Genomic DNA, 17,539 nt, shown 5'->3' on the forward strand with positions numbered 1-17,539 from the left:
AGTCTGAGAATTGTTCCACGTAGAACACTATAAAATATGGAACTGAGGTTTCCAACCGATGTCGAGCGGACGCATGAATACCAGTTGCTGGAGGCACTGGTGGGCGAGGAGAAGGCGGCCCGCTACTTTCTGCGGCTCTGGGTGCATCTGGGGTATAGCGCACCGACCACGGGTAACGTGGGGTTCATGCCGGAGGAAACCGCTCCTTTGCTGGCGAAGAGTCTGGGGGTGCAGGCGGAAGATCTGGTGAAGGTGTTGCTCGGGTCTAAATGGCTGGTGGTGGGGCAGGGTGGTTGGAACTGCCTGCGCTTCGGTATGCTGAACACGCATCTCAAGCCGGGGTTCAAGACGCAGCATTCGAAGGGTGGGCACGGCAAGGCGTTTCATTCGCGCCAGAGGCAGATCCGCGGTGAGGTGGCGATGCAGAGCCTGCTGATGCCGGCGGATATGTTCCGGCGGCGGGATGGGCAGGCGCTGACGCCGGAGGAGATCCAGCGGGTCATGTTGTTGGTGCGGTCGCTGGACAATGCCTTGGGCCGGGTGCAGCAGCGGCTGAACCACGAATACACGGAAGGGATGATCGCGGATGCGTATGACCTGCAAGCCGACCTGACGGACGATCAGTTGAACCAGTTGGTGATGCTGGTCTTCAATCACCGGGACCATCCGGCGATGCCCAAGACGGCGGAGCAGCTTTTGCCGGAGGCGAAGATCCTGAGCGAGAAACTCTGATAAAGAATCATTAAGGGGAGACATGAAGAGCGTAACTAAGAAACCAGCCTCGTGTCGGGCAAAGTGGGAACTGCTTTCGCATGATCTGTTGGGTTGCCGTGTGCTTCATGAGGGAAGTTGGAAGTGGGTGACGGGTGCGCGACGTCCGGTTTATCCGGCTGGTAAGAAGTCTTCCAAGCCTCGGAAGGATATTTGCTTCCGTCTTTTTCATACACCCACCAAGCGTGAGGAATGGTTTGGACCGGCTCCATTGTTTCATGAAGTGCAATGGCCTGAAGAAACGCCCGTGGGGGCTGTCTGAACCAAAGGAACAAGAGGGGATAAGGCGGCGTATAAGCCGGTATTTTTCTGAGAGCAATGAGTGCAGATAAACATGAAATGTGGCGGGTGTTGGAGTGTCAGTTCGGCAAGCTGACGGGGCAGGTATGTGCGGGCGCTCCGAAGTGGGGGCACGTTTTTAAAGGCGAGCCGAAGCCGATGGCTTATTGCGAGGCGCACAAGCCGGATGTCAGCCAGATGATTGATCCGGCTGGCAGTCATGTAATAGAAGAGATTGAGGGGATTTTTCCTTGGCCGACTGCGGGCGGTATCTGGATGGGTTACATCGATGGTGGTATCGGCTGGATGCCGATGCAAGCGATGGAGTTGAAAGACGATTTGCCTTCGGTGGAGCAAATGAGATTGGAGAAGGATAATCCTTTGACCGCTCCACCTCGCGCAACCTTGGCGATCACAGCGCAATTTCCCCAGCCAGATGGATGCTGGCCGTATCTGTTTCCGGGGAATCATCCGGTGAAGGCGTGGCGGCTGCCGGTGGGTGATGAGTTGTCGCGAGCGAAGAAATTCTTAGGGGTGAAGGAATAGAGATGGGGCGAAAGAAGAGCAGGCAGGAGCGGGAAGATGATGAGGCGAACCTGTTCGCGATGTGCCTGCTGATGCCGGAAGAGATGGTGAAAGAAGAGATCGCCAAGCTTGGTGTGTTCGATGTGAACGATGACAGGAAGATGAAGAAGCTGGCGAAGATTTTTGAAGTGTCGGAAACGATGATGGCCTTGCGGATTGCGCAGATATTTGAATTCCCATGAACCAAGCAGAAGAAAATTACGGCAAGCTGTTCAAAGCGGCAGAGCGGAAGAATTACGACAACCTGCTATTTGAAGCGACTGTCAAGATGCTGCTCCCTTGCGGTTCTGTGATTGAGGCGAAATTAGGCAGGGCTACCGTACGAGGTGAAGTGATCGGTTATCAGTTCAACGGGACGGATGTGATTATCCGTAATTTAAAGACTGAGAAACGCCGTGATGTGCATGTGGGTTATTACGGCATCGGATCGGTTAAAATTATCTCGGTGCCGGAAAAGGTTAAGCTGGATTTGGAGGCGTGGTGGAAGGAATTGCAACCGATGTTTCGCATTCCGTTTGGGGATGCGAACGAAGCGGATGTGCGGGATTTCCAATGGGCCTATGATCAGGGGCTTTCTCCGATCGAGACGTTGGTGCAACTGCTGGAGGATGAACGATGAAACCGAGAATCACGTTGACGGGGGTGGATGAGAGCACCTCTGCGGACACCTTGTTCCGGTTAGCGGCGCATGCGGAGATTGGATTTCTGTTCACACTCAATCCGGAAGGGCGCAAGCGGTATCCCTCGTTGGACTGGATCCGTGAAAATGCGATGAACGCAACATGGGTGGCTTTGCACGTCTGCGGGCGTGAAGCGCGCCAAATGCTGGTGGATCCACCGGACAACTGTTCCATGCTCTTCCAGCGGTTTCAGAGAATTCAGGTCAACGGCCAGGTGAGTGAGGAAGAGTTGAAGCGGATCTGTGCGGCTTATCCGCTCACTGAGATCATCACCCAGCACAAGGGTAATGACGCGTTGTTAAAGGTGCCTTTGCCTAACCATTCCATTCTGGTGGATGCCAGCGGTGGAAGAGGAATCAGGCCGGCTGAATGGACTAAGCTGGAGACGTATAAGAAGACGGGATATGCGGGTGGTCTGGGCGCGGAAAATATCTGTGATGAATGGGCTAAAATCCGTCCCCTTGCCCGTATAGGTTGCTGGTTGGATATGGAGTCCAAACTCCGTGATGCGAACGATTCCTTTAGTGAGGAGCGAGCGGTTGCTGTGTTGAAAGCTTTAAATTACGAGGTGGATTTTCCGTTGGCTTTATCAGCTATGCCCCTGTTGAAGCTCAGCAGAGAGGAGTGGTTAAAGCGGTGTGCGGCCAGATTGATGGAGCGTGCTGCGTTGAATGCTGCTGATGCGATGGGGATTGCTGAATCGAATCTGGAAAGTGATCCGTCTGCGCTGGAGGAAAGCCCGGAGGACATTGCGGATGAGGAGTTGTCCCGGTGGGGAGAGTGAACCACGTGAATAGGCTATGAATGAAGAGGAAATCAAGCCGGACAAGGACGTCCAAGTGCCAGAGTATGAGAAGTTGCTGGAGCCCGGTGGTATTAAGGGCGGATGTCTGGCGGTGTCCTTTTTTCTGCTGTTGGGTGCTTTGGTTGGCGCCCCATTGGTATGCCTCTATGCAGTGATAGCCAATAGCAAATAGACGATCACCGAGGAGGGGTTAGAGCCTCCTCACGTCGGCTGCTACGAATTATATGAAAAAATACGTTTTGTATCACAAGGGGTGCATGGATGGGTTTGGGGCGGCGTTGTGTGCCTGGCTCAAGTTCGGGGATGAGGCGACGTATATCCCGTGCAGTAATGATGACAAGGTGCTGCCGGAGATGGAGGACGGGAGCGAGGTTTATATCTTGGATTTTTCTTTCTCGCGTCAGGTGCTACTGGATTTGGCTTTTCGGATGAAGTCGTTGCTGGTGTTGGATCATCATAAGACGGCGCGTGAGGCGTTACAGGGTTTGGATTTTGCGTGGTTCAGTAAAGAGAACAGCGGAGCGGTGATGGCGTGGAGGCATTTCCATAAATATCATCCGATTCCTTTGCTGATCCAATACATCGAGGACCGTGATCTTTGGGCGTGGAAGCTGCCGAACAGTCGCGGGGTCAATGCGGTGTTGGGGACTTATCCGATGGAGTTTCCCGTGTGGCACAGCCTGTTGACTGGTATGCATTTCAGTTCCAGGAAGCTTGAAGGAGAGGGGGAAGTTGCGTGGCGGATGATCGAGCAGGCGGTGAAGCGGCAGTGTGGACAGAGTTCTGTGCATGTGGCGAGGTTTGCGCCGGGTGAGAAAAAGATCGAGCTGATGGCGGTCACACCGGCTTGCCCGTCGCTGGTGGCGAAGAGTTTTGGGATTCATTTCGTGCCGGTGGTGAACGCGACTGCCTACGTGGATGAGGTGGCGGAAGAACTGATCCGGCAGTATGAGTGGGCTCCGTTCGTGGGGGTGTATCAGCAGCGGGCGAATGGCAAGACGAAGTGGAGCCTGCGGTCGCGGGAGGGGTTTGATTGTCTGCCGATCGCGGAGGCGTTTGGTGGGGGAGGGCATGAGCGGGCGTGTGGGTTTATCGCATAGGGAAACATCGAACATCCAACGTCCAACATCGAACGTCCAGAGAGGGGAAAGGTTAGCCATAGATGAACACAGAAACACACGGATGCACGGAGGGGGCGAACTTCAGGGAGTTCGAACTGGGGAAGATTATTGGGGCGGTGAAAGGTTTCGCGCCGGTGGAACCGCAGATTGTGGGCGTGGTGTGTTCGCCGGTGGGGTTTCGGAAAATCACTGAGGATTTTCAGGCGATGAAGCCGACGAGTATCGAGTTGCTTCGATTGGGTGGCGCGAGGGTTGATGCGCCTTTGTTAATGGGAATGGAGATCCACGAGATGCGGGGGCAGGAAGTGGAGTGCCTGGCGTTTTATGATCGGGAGAAAATGCGGGAGTATTTGGATGGCGGCAAGCCGATGACAATAGCGGAGGCGTAGAAGTTGGGAATTTTTTAGCCACAGATGAACACAGATTTACACAGATAATATGGAGAAGAATTTTCAGCTTGGGGAGAAAGTGTATGTGATGCGATGCGTGCGCCCGGGTGAGGGCGGGTTGCTTTGTGATCTGAAATATTCGGAGGCCATCGTGGTGGATGCCGGTGGTGGATGTTCTTCCAAACTGTATTGTAAGGATTCTGGCGCGGTGGGGTTTATCCATCATTCCATCATCTTCCGTGATCCGGTGACTTTGATGCAGGTAGGGATAGAGCAGATGAAGGCCATGGTCGCGAAGCAGGTGGACTATATCGCGGCACAGGAAGCGAAGTTGAAGCCGTATCTGCCGCCGCAAGAGAAGAAGGAGGGGGAATAGTATGTTGCCGGTGAAGTTTGAGGGAATGAATCATGTGTTGGGTGCGCCGGAGGGGATGCATAATTGCTCGCCACTGGCAGTCTATACGAATTTCCGAGCGTGCATCTCGGTGTGGGAACTGACGGATGAAGAGGTGGAGAAGATCGTGCGTGGGCGTCGGATCGCACTGGGAGTGTATTCCGGAGTGAGCCAACCAGCGGTGCATTTGCAGGCGCTGGATGCGGCAGAGTCGCCGTGGCTGCCGCCGCTGGAGGAGATAAGCGTGGAGCCAGATTCTCAAGTGCAGATGTCGCAGGAGGATCTGAATTCCTTGCCGCCGTCCATGACGGTGCAGTGCAAACATTGCCGCTCGATCCGGGCGTTTCATCTGCGGCCCACGATGCAGTGTCCGATCTATGGCAAGGGGACGTTGACGGGATTTGGACCCCGGGCGTTTGAGGCGGCGGAGGTGGAGTTATGACGCCAGAGAAATTTGCGGAGGCGAATCTGACTTTGAAGACGGTCGAGCATGGGGGCCTCGAGGTGCAGGTGCCGGCACACACGAATCGCTTCGTTTGCACGGTGGTTTACCGGTTGAATGAGGCGGAGCTTTCGCGGCTGGTGCGCTCGGGCCGTCTCGCCATCTCGCTTCATACGGGGACCAGCTTTCCGCTGCATGAGGTGCAGGTGCTGGACAAAGACTCATCGCCGCAATTGGAAGGGATGAAGGCTTGCGAGTTGAACGAGCCGGTGCCGTTCACGCCGACCGCCTATAAAAACCTGACGGTGGATAGCAGTCGGCCGTTGTGCCGGTTGTGTGATCGTCCATACGGATTGCATTCCCAAATCACGCATCAGTGTCCGAAGGTGCGTCCGGTGGAACATGATGAGACGGGGTTGATTTTGCTGACGGGATTTTTGGCGGCGGTGTATGAGCCGAAGGTTTAACCACAGATGGCCGCAGATTAACACAGATAATATGAATGTTGAAACGGGAGAGATTAAAGAGTTTCCGGCGGGCGAAGAACCCAAAGGGCCATGGGTTAAGATTGCGAACCGTCCGGATCCAACATGCAAGAAGTGTCTTGGCACCGGTTCAACGCGCCGACTGGTGAAGCAGTCGGGTCGCCGAGGTGCGATCGGATATAAGCAAGTTCCTTGCGCCTGTGTGAATCCATTCACGGCGGACAAATTATAAATGTTGCGGCCGTATTACAGTGACGAGCAGGTGACGCTTTACCATGGGAACATGGAAGAGGTGCTGCCGCAGTTGCCGATGGCGGATTGCATCGTGACGGACAGCACGTACGGCGAGACGGCACTGGAATGGGACAGGTGGGTGGATGATTGGCCCTCGATCGTGGCGCGCAACCTGAAGCGTACCGGGAGCATGTGGTGTTTCGGTTCTTTCCGCATGTTCACGTCGCACTGGGCGGAATTCGAGAAAGCTTTCGACCAGGTGCAGGACCGGGTGTGGGAAAAGCAGAACGGGAGTTCGTTCATGACGGACCGCTTTCGTCGGGTGCATGAGTTCATGGTCCATTTCCGGCATCGGAATGTGAAGTGGGAAGAAGTGTTCCACAACGACAAGTCTTTGAAAGAGTCTGGTGGAGTGAGGAAGCGGATCTATCGCCAGCACAAACCCAAGCATTTCAACGGCTATGGACCGGCCTTGTATCAGAGCGATGACAATGGAACCCGGCTAGCACGGTCGGTGGTGTACATGAAGAATTGTCATGGCGCTGCCATCAATGAGACGGAGAAGCCAGTGGGGTTGGTGCGTCCGCTCATCGAGTATTCGTGTCCGGTGGGGGGGCTGATGATCGACTGCTTCAGCGGCAGTGGTTCGCATCTGGTGGCAGCCAGGCAACTGGGCATCCGCTCGATCGGCATCGAGAAGCGCGAGAGCCAGTGCGAAAAAGCAGTGAAGCGATTGCGGGAAGAACAGGAACTGAATCTGGCTCCGGCGGCGTAAGGAATTTGATATGAACGAAAAGAATGTAGCGGTGATCATCCCGTGTTATCAGCAAGTGCATCATCTGAAAAGGTGCCTTGCTTCCGTGATTCCCCAGCTCGGGGAAGGGGATGAACTGTTTCTCTGCATCGACAGTGCGGACGAGACGTTGGGAGATCCAGAAGACCGGCAGAAGGTGAACCGGTTGCTCGAGACGGCCCGTGAGTTGAGTCCGGCGAAGGTCAAGCTGGTGGAGAGTCCGTATCGGATGGGGGTTTCCCTGATGCGCGACTTGGGGGCGAGAGAGGCCAAGGCGCCATGGTTGAAGTTTTTGGATGCGGACGATTTTCTTGCGCCGCTGGCGTTGAACTTTTTCAGGGCGGTGAAGCTGCAGGAGGCGACGCGGGTGTTCTATGGCCAGCAGGTGATGGTGAGGGACAACGTGCCGATGGAAGTGCGCCTGTCTGATATGACGGTGATCGAGCGGCGCAATCCGTTGCTGGTGTGCCCGACGTTCATCCGTCGTGATGCGTTTGAGGAGGTGGGGCGGTTTGATGGTGAAATCGAATTTGAAGAGGACTGGGATCTGTGGCTGCGGGTCTGGCAGACGTGGGGATTGGGCGTGGTGCAATCGTTCCCGGTGCCCATAGGCTATTACTGCATCCACAAAGAGGAGCGGGAGCAGAAGGAAAAGGAGCGGTGTCGCACGACGCGAGGCATGGATGTGCGGCAGTGGTTCGCGATGAAGTATAAGATCCAGCCGCTGAGATAACCTTTTTTATTTAACCACAGATGGACACAGAGAAACACGGATGGAAATGGATAAGGATAAGCGATGAGTGTGCATGTGGTGCCAAATAACGATGACCGGCAGCATTCGGCGGTGAGTTGCTGGTGTGATCCGAAGATTGAATACCTCGATCCTGAGAATGGAATGCCTTATGAGAAAGGCCCGCTAGTGACGCATAATTCAATGGATTGCAGGGAGTCAGTGGAGCGGTTATTAAAAGAGGGTGTGGACAAAGATAAGGACTGGGCCTGTGTGTCAGTTGAAGACGGGGTGTATGATGAGAGCCATCGGTTTCCGATGGAGATGAAAGCGGAGAGTTGAACCGCGAACTGGTTGCACCAGAGGCCAACACTAACTACGCGAACGAGTATGGGCAGAGGAAAAAAGATTTTTGATTCGGTGGATATGGTGGATACGTCGGGGTTTACCTCGGGTAAGACGAAGACGTTTTTTGATCTGCATTTTGGGCCGTTGGAGGAGGCGTTGCCGGTCGTTGATGTGGGCGGGTTGAAGATCGAGAGAAATCCCTATATGCCGAAAGACGGTTTTATGGTGGTGAGCGGGACGGGTGAGGTGGTGATAGGTAAGTTGAGACAGGATGGACAGGATTGACGAGATGGACTGAAGCGAGGACGAGGACGAGATTGATGGCGGGAGGAGAGAGCAGGAATTGTGGCGGGCAAGAATGATGGAGACAGGACAGAAAATCTTTTTGATGCGAAAGTAAAGAAGCCAGTAGCGGCGGTGCCGCTGCCGGTTGTGGCTGCATCTGCGCCGGTCGGCGACAAGCGACTGGCGGAGTATTTTCCTCCGGGTGTGCGCGAGCCATGGCGGGTGGAGCGGTTTGATCTGCTGGCCGCTGAGTTTGAACTGGAGGAGGGGGAGGTGCCGTCCTGGCACGAAGTCATTCACACGTTCGCGCGTACGTGGTTGATCGTGCGCCGTCTTTATGGCGTGCAGCCGGTGTTGCTGCCGATGAATGCGAGTGCGGGGGATTACAAGCTCTCCACCATGGCAGAATTGCGGGAGGAGTTAGGTATCTCACAGGACCAGTTAAGGCAGGAAATTTTGGCGGGAGTGCAGCTTTGGAAGAAGTTCAAGGTGCAGGCGACCGCGCCGGTGGTGGTGGAAGCCAAGCCGCCGGATCAGCCGGTGAATACGCTGCTGGCGGAAGAACAGATGCTCGAGAGGCATGGTTTTCCCGACCGCATGTTCACGGTGAAGGACCGCAAGCCGGAGGAGAATAGGACGGAGAAGATTTGGTTTGCGGGAAAGGTTTCGCCATGGCGACCGATGTTGGAGCATCCGGTGGCGGGTGAGATCGCCCGGGAGGCGTTGCAGTGCCTGCTCCTGCAAAAGCGGGTGGAAGAGAAGATGTATGAGGCGGAGCCTTTGACGCTCGAATACGACAAGGCGAAGAACGAAAAGACCCGCTTGCTGGAGCAGTATAACAAATTGGTGGAGTCACTGAACAACCTGATGCCGTTCGCCAAGATGGTGGCGCACTCGCAGGACCAGCGGAGCATCCTCAACCTGATCATACAGGGCTGCCAGCAATACTATGCCGATGGTGAAAACACGATCCTCGATGGCATGAACACGGGGATGGAGATCGAGTGTTTGTTGCGCATGAGCCAGCAGATGCCAGATCCGCGTTATCGGGCGGACATCGTGGTGATGGTGAACTCGGCACGGGCGGGACTGTTCAATCCGAAATGGACATCGACCATATCGCATCGTTCGTTGAAACGGGTGCAGGAAGCCTGGCGGGAAACTTACAAGATGCTCGCCAAGGGCGATGAGATTCCGGACCTGTTGAGCGATGATCCGAAGGCGGGTGAGTATCATGACCTCGCCATGGGTGAAGCGCCGAAGAAAGAAGTGAAGGACTAGCCGGTAGGGGGAGGAGATCCAGAGGATGAGTGCCTGATATTTATGTGCCCGCCATTCCAGCGCGACTGAAGTTGACGCAGGGAATGGTGGAAGATTTTTTGTGTGACCCGGTGATGGCGGCCAAGGTGCTGCTGGGATATGATCTGGATGTATTCCAGCGCGTGCGCCTACGCTATTACTGGTGGGTGGCGGACGTCATCGACGAGTCCGGCTTCAGCACGGGCAAGACGCTGGTGGACTGGATCTACATCCAGTTGCGTTGCATCCTGATCACGCACTTCAGCGGCAAGACGCACTGGGCGTCCATCTATTATCCCAACTTCGGTACCGGCAAGCGGTCTTTCTGGGAATACTACTCCAGCACGACTTCCCCGATCTTCCGGGCGCAACTGGGCAAACTGGATGACGGATTGAGCAGCAACAAGCGGGAGAAAAAGACAAGCGAGGGGGCGGACTGTTTCACCGCTTACTATATGTGCGGGGCGAAGGCGTTGCTGCCGGCACCTGATTTCAAGGGTGATGCGAAAGGACAGGCGAGCTTGCGCATCAATACCTTGCTGGTGGAAGAGTGGCCACACATCGACGCGATGAGCGATGGTATCGACCGACAGCTCATTGGCCGCAGCACGCGGGAGAATTACAACAAGGAGCATCCGATCTGGTGCAATCACCGTACGTTCACGGCTCCGGCCAAGCCATCCTCGCACATCTCGACCAAGCGCGTGCGCGTGCATGAGAAGAAGGTCGAGCAGGGCAATACGGATTACGCCGTGTTGCGCATGAACTACAAGGACTGGAGCCATCGGCCCTGCCACACGGGCAAGAGTTTCCGGGAGGAGTTCTGCGACATGAAGGCCATCAACCACATGAAGGCCAATCTGCCGGTGGTGGAATTCTTGGGTGAAGGTCTGGGCGTGCGGGACATCGACGGCCGCGGCTGGTATTCCGATGAAGTGATCAATCCCTGCATCAAAGCGGGGACGGCACTGGGGTTGATGCCCGTGGTGAGCCGGTCGAGCGATACATGGGATTCAGCGCATACGTTTTATTTTCTCGGCGTAGATCCAGCTCCGGCACAGGGACAGAAGAGCGATGACGGGGCGATGATGATCTTGCGAGCCAGGCCAAAGCAGGTGCGACTGGCACCGCCGACACGCCTAGGGGAAGAAGTGGTTTATCCTCGGGAAATCAGCGGTTGGGATATCGCGCCGATCTGGGCGAAGAAAGTGCGTTCGGCGCGGGCGGATGAGTGGAGCGGGATCATCCACAAAGAACACAAATCATGGCGGTTCACAAAGATCATGATGGATTATGGCGGCGGTGGCCAGTGGGTGTGGCCGCATCTCAAGGCGATCGACCAGTTGATCGACGGGCAGAAGGTGGAATGCCGTCCCATAGCGACCGTGTATGACCATGATGTGCAAAGCAGCATCGCAGACTTGGTGCTGTTGATGTGCTATCGAGGGGATGTGGAGTTGCGTCGCAAGTGGCCGGAATTGTCCGGTGACGATAATCTGGTGGATGTGCTGCATGGACAATTGCGGGACGCGATGCTGCTGGAACAGCTGCCTTTAATCGCAGAAAAAAAGGAATGGGATGAGTCGGAGTTGAAGAAGCTGACGCCACCCCAATTGGAATTGTTGGAGACGCTGGGCATCCTGCTGGACGAGTTCGGGCTGGTGGTGGTGGCGACCGATGAGGAGGGCAATTACATCACCACGTCCCGCGGGGCCAAGCAGTATTCCACCAAGGACAAGAAGGATTTTGTCAGCGCGCTTTACATGGCACTGGGAGGGTTTTCCATCTGGCTGGCCGGTCTGCAATTCAACGGAAACAACGGTGGCCGGGGCGGTGGATTTGGGGGAGCCAAGCGGACTTGACCATAAAATATGGAGTTCCATTAGAAATGGTTGACGGTGCGGGGGATTTGTGGTGCTTTGGTAGAGGGGAGACGGCAACGCATTTATGGCTCCCAAGAAAACCGGCCCCGAACCATCTCCATTCAGTGAGAGCCGGATGTTGGATGCAATCTCGGTCCTGATCCAAGCAGGGGGCAATCGTCCGATGCCGGTGATGCCGATCGCGCATGGCCGCAACCGAACGCTGTGCGGGGTAGGAGCGGGGGACAAGACGATCACTTTCAAGGGGCTGGACCGCAAGTTTTCCCCGAACAGTGTGGAGGAAAGCATCGTGCTGGCGCGTGACTGGAGTGAACGCGTGCCGTTGCTCAACCTGATCGTGGAGACGAAGATCTCCTTCTGGGATTATGGTTTTGCGGTGGTGCCGGAGACGCCGGGTGAGGATTGGGACAAATGGTGGCGGGCGAATGGCCGTCGCGTCTGCGAGTTCAAAGACGAGGTGTGGGAGGACTGGATGCGGGTGGATACGGGGGTGATGTTCTGGAACACGGAGGAAGACTGGGGACCGCTGACGTTGCGGGCGGAGCAGTGCGAATACTCGGATGCGTTCGGCAAGCCCAAGCTGAAGTTCCGGCATGGCCTGTCCGAGAAACAGATCCGCGAATTGAAGGCGGACAAGCGGCGTTTTGAGGGTGGCAAGGTGGAACTGAGGAACACCGCCGAAGAGGGATTCGAAGTCTGGAAACGGCAGCGCAAGGGTGAAGGCTTTGGCAAGCCGCGTCTGCACGGGCTGTTCGATGCGTGCGCGACCTATGACAGTCTGGAGAAGGGGGAGAATCTGTTGGGATTGCTGCACCGCCTGGTGCAACGGCATCACCGGCTGGGTTATGAGATCACCAATGGTGTGTATGCCGGTACCAGCAACCAGCATTGGGATCTGAAGCGGTGGCAGGACATCGAGAAATTTTTCAAAAACCTGTTCGGAGTGGTGGAGACGAGCGGCAACCATGATCACAAGATCGAATTCATCACGGCACCGACCGAGTATTACAAAGAGGACAAGTGGAAGGGCATCATCCGGCGCATGCTGGACTGGGCCGGACCGATAGGCTGGGCGATGTTCAAGGATACGTTGTCCTCGAACATGATCGCGATGGCAGAACCGCTGGCCGTCCTCGAGCGGGAAAAACTGCGGTGGATCCTGATGCGCGTGCTGCAGGAGGGGTTCAAAGCGCCGCCGTGCAAGATCACTTGGAACAGCCAGTGTTTCCGGGATGCGCGAATCGCGGCGGAGCTGATGAAGTTCGGTGTCTCGAGCGGAGCGGTTTCCATCCCGACCTATCATGAGTATATGGGCGTGGATACGGACAAGGAACGTCTGCGCAAAAAGAAGGACCATGAGGAGAAGGACATCTGGCGTCCGGTCTATGATGCGGCACATGGCGATCCGGAAGGACGTCCGGCGGGGACAGCAGATGCGGATCGCAATTCCGGCAAGTGATTTTGATTTAGGCGGAAAAGGGGGAGGAGGAGACAGGGTTAGATGGCCAGTTTAAAAGCGACAACAGGAACAAAGTTCACCTCTGCACAGGCGGCGCAGAATCCAAACGACCTCATGAGGCGGGTGGAGGTGGATGAGTTGTTGGCGGGCAAAGCTTCAGCCGAACAGGACTGGAGCTATCTGGACATCTATGATTTCGAATCGGGCATCAAGAATGTCTTCCCTAATTACGTCCAAGATTCCGCAACGGTCACCTGGTCGGAAACTTTGGGGGTTCGGCGGGCGTCCGTGCGCGTGGCGGATGAAGGCGGGTTAAGTGTATCGGAAGCGGGGCTGGCGGTCGTTTTCGGTACGGGAGCCAATGACGTGGCGCGAGGGAATCATACCCATGCGCAGTTGCATGCGGCTCTCACCTTGGCAGCGAGCCAGACGCTGGCGATGAGCCTTAACGGGCAGGAACTGACCGCCGACCTGCGTTTTGTAGCGGAAGGTTTGAGCGTCAGTGACAGCGGTGTGCGGCTGGTCTTTGGTGGTGGCCACAACGAAGTGGCACGAGGCGACCACACGCATGAAGGTCTGCATGCGGCCTTGACGCTGACGGCGAGTCAATCGCTGACGATGAGTCTGAGCGGGCAGGAACTTTCCGCCGCTTTGCGGGTGGCTGCGAACGGGGCATTGCTGATCGCTGAAAGCGGTGTGAGTGTCGCCTTTGGCACGGGCCATTATCAGGTGGCGCGAGGTGATCATACCCATGCGGGGTTGGATCAAGTTCATGCGCCGTTGACGCTGGCGGCGAGCCAGACGCTGGCGATGAGCCTGGCAGGGCAGGAACTGACGGCGAGTGTGCGGCTTGCTTCAGGTGGTGGGCTGGGTGCGAATGAAAGCGGGGTGCGCGTGATGCTGCCGGAAGGCAGTGGCTTGTCGCTGAACAATTACGGACTGTCCGTGCTGTTCGGTACCGGGGCGAATGCCGTGGCGCGAGGAAATCATACCCATGCGCAGTTGCACGCGGCCTTGACGCTGGCTCCCAGTGCGTCTCTGTCGATGAGCCTGACGGGGCAGCAGTTGACGGCGGGATTGAAGATCGCGGCGGATGGTGCCTTGGCGGTGGGTGAGAGCGGTGTCGGGGTGATTTTCGGAACGGGCCATGATGAGGCGGCCAGAGGCGACCACACGCATGAAGGGTTGCATGCGGCGGTGACGGTGGCGAACAGCAACTCGCTGACCTTGAGCCTGAATGTGCAGGCGTTGACGGGTGCTGTGCGGCTCAGCAATTCACCGAGTCCGGGTGAGGGGCTGCTACGTTCCACCTCGTCGGGTTTGGTAGTGGTGCTGGGTGAGAGCGGCACACAGGCGGCGCGAGGTGACCATACGCACAGTTCGGCTTCGGATGTGCTGGGCGGTTTCATGTCGGCAGCCGACAAGGCGAAACTGGACAGCCTCAGCAATCTGGAAGTGCAGGACACGGCCTCTTTGCAGCTCGTCTATGAGAGCGGGGTGTTGAACGGGGTGGTGCGGCATGGTGCAGGACTGGACATCACCGAGGCGGGGCTGGTGTGGTCGCCGGGACTGGAAGATTCCTCCACGGTGAGGTTGAGGTACCAGACGAACAAGCTGAAGGCAGAAATCCTCTTCGGTGCGGGCCTGATGATCGGAGAGAGCGGGTTGCAAGTGAATCCGGCCTATATCACGTCGTCCAATCTGCAACTGGCGGATACGGCCCCGCCGACATTGGTGGTGGGCCAAGTGCCCGCGGTGGGAGTTTCCACGCGGGCGATGCGGGCCGATGCGAAACCCGGTCTGCCGGGACTGGCCACCAGTGCGGCGCATGGCTTCCAAGACATGGAAGACAAACGCCGTTGGGATTTCAGCCACATCGGCGGATTCAATGGAGCGGTGACCGGCATCGAGATCGACTGCCAGCGGGAGCTGATCTACTTCATCGGTGACTTCACCAAGTATGGGAATGTGGGGATCACGCGCATCGCGGCGGTGAAATTCAACGGCATGCTGGATCCGCTGTTCGCGCCCGCAGACAGTTTCGGATCGCGACCGGGCCATATCAAGCTGCACAGCAGCGGCGACATCTTGGTGGGTGGCGCGACCGGAAAGATCTCCTATCGCGGCGGCTCGGCGCAATGGTTGCACCGGTTGGACCGCAAAGCGAACCCGGTGAGCGGGTTTGCCTCACCGCCGACCATCGCCTTTTCCGGGGGCGACCAGATGCTTTCCCTTGCGCCCTTGAGTGACGGCACGATCATCGCCCAGAGCTGGGAAACGGTGCGGCACATGACGGCGATGGGTGCCACGATGACGACAAAGAACGGTACGGCGAACGTGCATCACGCGGTCGCGGACGGTACCGCCGTCTATCTGATGAGCCGCCGGGCCTCCGTGTTCAACAGTGTCACCAATCCGCGGGCGATCAAGAAGCTGGATTATTCTGCCGGGAGCGGGGCGGTCTTCAGCGGCTGGACCACGGGGGCGGGTGTGGGGGGTGAAGCCAATGCGGCCTATGCGATCCTGTCGCCCAAGGGTGATTTCCTCATCGCCGCCAACTCGTTGACCTCGGAGAACGGCGGCGGCAGCAGTTATGCGTGGAACGGCGGGAGTCCGACGAAGCACACGGGGCTTTACAAGATCCGCAAGGACGGCAGTGAAGCTCCAGACTGGAACATAGACATGGTGGTGCAGACGGACTGGCCGCGTCCGTTGGCAGTGGACAGCCATGGGAGGGTGTATTTCACGGGCGACATCACGTCCATCAATGGAACTGCGGTCACGCCATGGCGGTTGTATCGCGTGAATGCGAACGGTGGCGGCCTCGTTGAGTTCGCTGGATTCAACGGGCAGGTGCATGACGCCAAGCTGGTGGGCGATGATCATCTGGTCGTGGCGGGTGCCTTCACCCAATACGGCATCCTGCCGGCAGCCCGTGTATTGTTCATGGATGCGGATGGGCGGGCCACGCCCTGCATCCCGGTGTGCAAGCCGACGAAGTTCGAGAAGCGGAGCATCACGGCAGCCAGTGCGCCCACGGAACTGGAGATGGTCTGCGGCAAACGGTTTCTGGCGGTCGAGTTCGACGTGGCTGCGCCGGTGTATGCACCCTACATCCACAAGGTGGTCGTCAGCCGCGACCATGTCAGCGATGGGGAGAGCGTGCTGATGCAGTTCGACATGCCCGGCAGCACGGAGGTGACGATCGAGATCTACGACAACGTGATCAGCGGTCTGCCGTTGCTCAGTTTCGCGGGCAAGTCCGGAGCGGTGCCGTTGTTCTGTGAGATCCGTTTCGAGCCCGATACCAAGACCTGGCGGCTGATGTCCCTGGGTTATCTGGCCGACGCCGGTGGTGATTATGTGGCGAAGGCCGGCGACACGATGTCCGGGCATCTGACGTTGAGCGGCAACCCGGTGAGCGGATTGCATGCGGTGCCGAAGCAGTATGCCGATCTGAAACTCGCGCTGACCGGCGGGACATTGAGCGGTCCGTTGACCTTCAGCGGCACCACGCATGGCGGCCTCGCGTTGGTGAACCTGACCTTGGCGGAACGGGATGCGCTGGCAGTCAAGCCGGTGGGTTGCACGATCTGGAACTCGACCAACGGGCGGATGGAAGTCTGGAACGGCAGCGTCTGGCAGAACTTCGCCCTCTCCACCGCCGCCTATGCCCTTTACAAGGAAAACGGTGCGGGAGCTGAACTGTATGCGCTGGGGGCGAACTCGGTCGCGTTAGGTGCGTATGGACAGGCGACGGGTGAGGCGTCGATCGTGTTCGGTTCCAACCTGTATATGGCGGCGAACGGGGCCACTGGAGCAAGGAGTTTTGCCGGAGCGGGCAGCAGCCTGACCGCCTCGGGCATCAACTCGGTGGCGCTGGGTGGATTCACGAACCAGTCGCTGGGCAGCAACTGCGTGGTGCTGGGCGGGAACGGGAATGCGAATTACGGCCAGAACAGCGGCATGGTGGGTGGCCTTGGAAACACCCTAGCGGCCCCGCAAGGGGCGATCATCGGTGGCATCTACAACTTTGCGTTCTCCAGCGACTCGAGATGCGGTGTGGTGCTGGGCGGGGTGGGTGCATGGGCTGACCAATTCGGCGAGATCACCTCGGCCAATGTGCTGAACGAAGGGGCTTTGTGGTGGCAGGGAATCAGTGCGCAGAACTCCAGCATCACGATAACAGGGAAAACCGCGGATGCCACCCCGACCCAGATCGGGCCGCATGAGTATCGTGCCCGCCAAGCCATCATCTTCCGCCGTCCGGCCAGCGTCTGGAAAATGAGAGGGGAGATCATCGCCCGCACGGCGGACATTGTGAAGATATGGGAACTGTCGTTCGCGATGAAATGCGCCGGGAGCATCGCGGGAACCGTGATGCTGGGCACGCCGACGGTCACGCCCATGGTGGAGGAGGCCGGTTCGGAAGACTGGGAAGTCGGGCTGACGATCAAAGGCACCACGGGCGAACTGGAAATCACCGTCACGGGTGCGGCAGCGACGGACATCTCGTGGGCGGGTGTCATCCAGATCCTGAAGCACTGGAGATATTGA

General features: G+C 57.3%; 20 protein-coding genes. All 20 read left to right on the forward strand.

Features of this window, described 5'->3' with window-relative positions; all coding sequences use genetic code 11:
- Window positions 1-36 precede the first annotated feature (36 nt).
- The 20 genes from VGH19_06535 (at window position 37) to VGH19_06630 (ending at window position 17,539) form a co-directional block, all read left to right on the forward strand.
- A complete protein-coding gene (locus VGH19_06535) occupies window positions 37-732 on the forward strand; it encodes a hypothetical protein (GenBank protein HEY1171012.1) in 696 nt (231 codons plus the stop codon).
- 22 nt (window positions 733-754) lie between these two features.
- Window positions 755-1,033, forward strand: coding sequence for a hypothetical protein (locus tag VGH19_06540; protein ID HEY1171013.1), 279 nt, complete (start codon window positions 755-757; stop codon window positions 1,031-1,033).
- A gap of 56 nt (window positions 1,034-1,089) precedes the next feature.
- Window positions 1,090-1,596: a hypothetical protein gene (locus VGH19_06545; protein ID HEY1171014.1), complete on the forward strand. Its 507-nt coding sequence runs from the start codon at window positions 1,090-1,092 to the stop codon at window positions 1,594-1,596.
- Between the two features lie 2 nt (window positions 1,597-1,598).
- Window positions 1,599-1,817, forward strand: coding sequence for an ImmA/IrrE family metallo-endopeptidase (locus VGH19_06550; GenBank protein ID HEY1171015.1), 219 nt, complete (start codon window positions 1,599-1,601; stop codon window positions 1,815-1,817).
- Entirely contained in the window at window positions 1,814-2,254 is a 441-nt protein-coding gene (locus VGH19_06555; protein ID HEY1171016.1) for a hypothetical protein, read from the forward strand. Before VGH19_06550 ends, VGH19_06555 begins: the two co-directional genes overlap by 4 nt.
- Window positions 2,251-3,099 (forward strand): hypothetical protein, encoded by an 849-nt coding sequence (locus VGH19_06560; GenBank protein HEY1171017.1) that lies wholly within the window; start codon window positions 2,251-2,253, stop codon window positions 3,097-3,099. Before VGH19_06555 ends, VGH19_06560 begins: the two co-directional genes overlap by 4 nt.
- 16 nt (window positions 3,100-3,115) lie before the next feature.
- Window positions 3,116-3,292 carry a hypothetical protein gene (locus tag VGH19_06565; GenBank protein HEY1171018.1) on the forward strand — a complete coding sequence of 59 codons (177 nt, stop codon included), beginning with the start codon at window positions 3,116-3,118 and terminating at the stop codon, window positions 3,290-3,292.
- A 52-nt stretch (window positions 3,293-3,344) separates the two neighbouring features.
- Window positions 3,345-4,220 (forward strand): hypothetical protein, encoded by an 876-nt coding sequence (locus VGH19_06570; protein HEY1171019.1) that lies wholly within the window; start codon window positions 3,345-3,347, stop codon window positions 4,218-4,220.
- Between the two features lie 62 nt (window positions 4,221-4,282).
- Entirely contained in the window at window positions 4,283-4,630 is a 348-nt protein-coding gene (locus VGH19_06575; protein HEY1171020.1) for a hypothetical protein, read from the forward strand.
- A 49-nt stretch (window positions 4,631-4,679) separates the two neighbouring features.
- A complete protein-coding gene (locus VGH19_06580; GenBank protein ID HEY1171021.1) occupies window positions 4,680-5,006 on the forward strand; it encodes a hypothetical protein in 327 nt (108 codons plus the stop codon).
- 25 nt (window positions 5,007-5,031) lie between these two features.
- Window positions 5,032-5,466 (forward strand): hypothetical protein, encoded by a 435-nt coding sequence (locus VGH19_06585; protein HEY1171022.1) that lies wholly within the window; start codon window positions 5,032-5,034, stop codon window positions 5,464-5,466.
- Entirely contained in the window at window positions 5,463-5,933 is a 471-nt protein-coding gene (locus VGH19_06590) for a hypothetical protein (protein HEY1171023.1), read from the forward strand. The genes VGH19_06585 and VGH19_06590 overlap by 4 nt, the downstream gene beginning before the upstream one ends.
- Before the next feature lie 250 nt (window positions 5,934-6,183).
- The gene (locus tag VGH19_06595) at window positions 6,184-6,960 is read left to right on the forward strand and encodes a site-specific DNA-methyltransferase (GenBank protein HEY1171024.1); all 777 of its coding nucleotides are present in this window, start codon (window positions 6,184-6,186) and stop codon (window positions 6,958-6,960) included.
- Window positions 6,961-6,970: 10 nt separating this feature from the next.
- Window positions 6,971-7,711 (forward strand): glycosyltransferase, encoded by a 741-nt coding sequence (locus tag VGH19_06600; protein HEY1171025.1) that lies wholly within the window; start codon window positions 6,971-6,973, stop codon window positions 7,709-7,711.
- Between the two features lie 63 nt (window positions 7,712-7,774).
- A complete protein-coding gene (locus tag VGH19_06605) occupies window positions 7,775-8,050 on the forward strand; it encodes a hypothetical protein (protein HEY1171026.1) in 276 nt (91 codons plus the stop codon).
- A gap of 48 nt (window positions 8,051-8,098) precedes the next feature.
- Window positions 8,099-8,341 (forward strand): hypothetical protein, encoded by a 243-nt coding sequence (locus VGH19_06610; GenBank protein HEY1171027.1) that lies wholly within the window; start codon window positions 8,099-8,101, stop codon window positions 8,339-8,341.
- Window positions 8,342-8,401: 60 nt separating this feature from the next.
- Entirely contained in the window at window positions 8,402-9,622 is a 1,221-nt protein-coding gene (locus VGH19_06615) for a hypothetical protein (GenBank protein HEY1171028.1), read from the forward strand.
- 29 nt (window positions 9,623-9,651) lie between these two features.
- The gene (locus VGH19_06620; protein ID HEY1171029.1) at window positions 9,652-11,502 is read left to right on the forward strand and encodes a hypothetical protein; all 1,851 of its coding nucleotides are present in this window, start codon (window positions 9,652-9,654) and stop codon (window positions 11,500-11,502) included.
- Window positions 11,503-11,587: 85 nt separating this feature from the next.
- Window positions 11,588-12,982, forward strand: a complete 1,395-nt coding sequence (locus tag VGH19_06625) for a hypothetical protein (protein ID HEY1171030.1) — start codon at window positions 11,588-11,590, stop codon at window positions 12,980-12,982.
- Between the two features lie 42 nt (window positions 12,983-13,024).
- A complete protein-coding gene (locus VGH19_06630) occupies window positions 13,025-17,539 on the forward strand; it encodes a hypothetical protein (GenBank protein ID HEY1171031.1) in 4,515 nt (1,504 codons plus the stop codon).

It is taken from the genome of Verrucomicrobiia bacterium (assembly GCA_036405135.1).
Taxonomy (GTDB): Bacteria; Verrucomicrobiota; Verrucomicrobiia; order Limisphaerales; family JAEYXS01; genus JAEYXS01.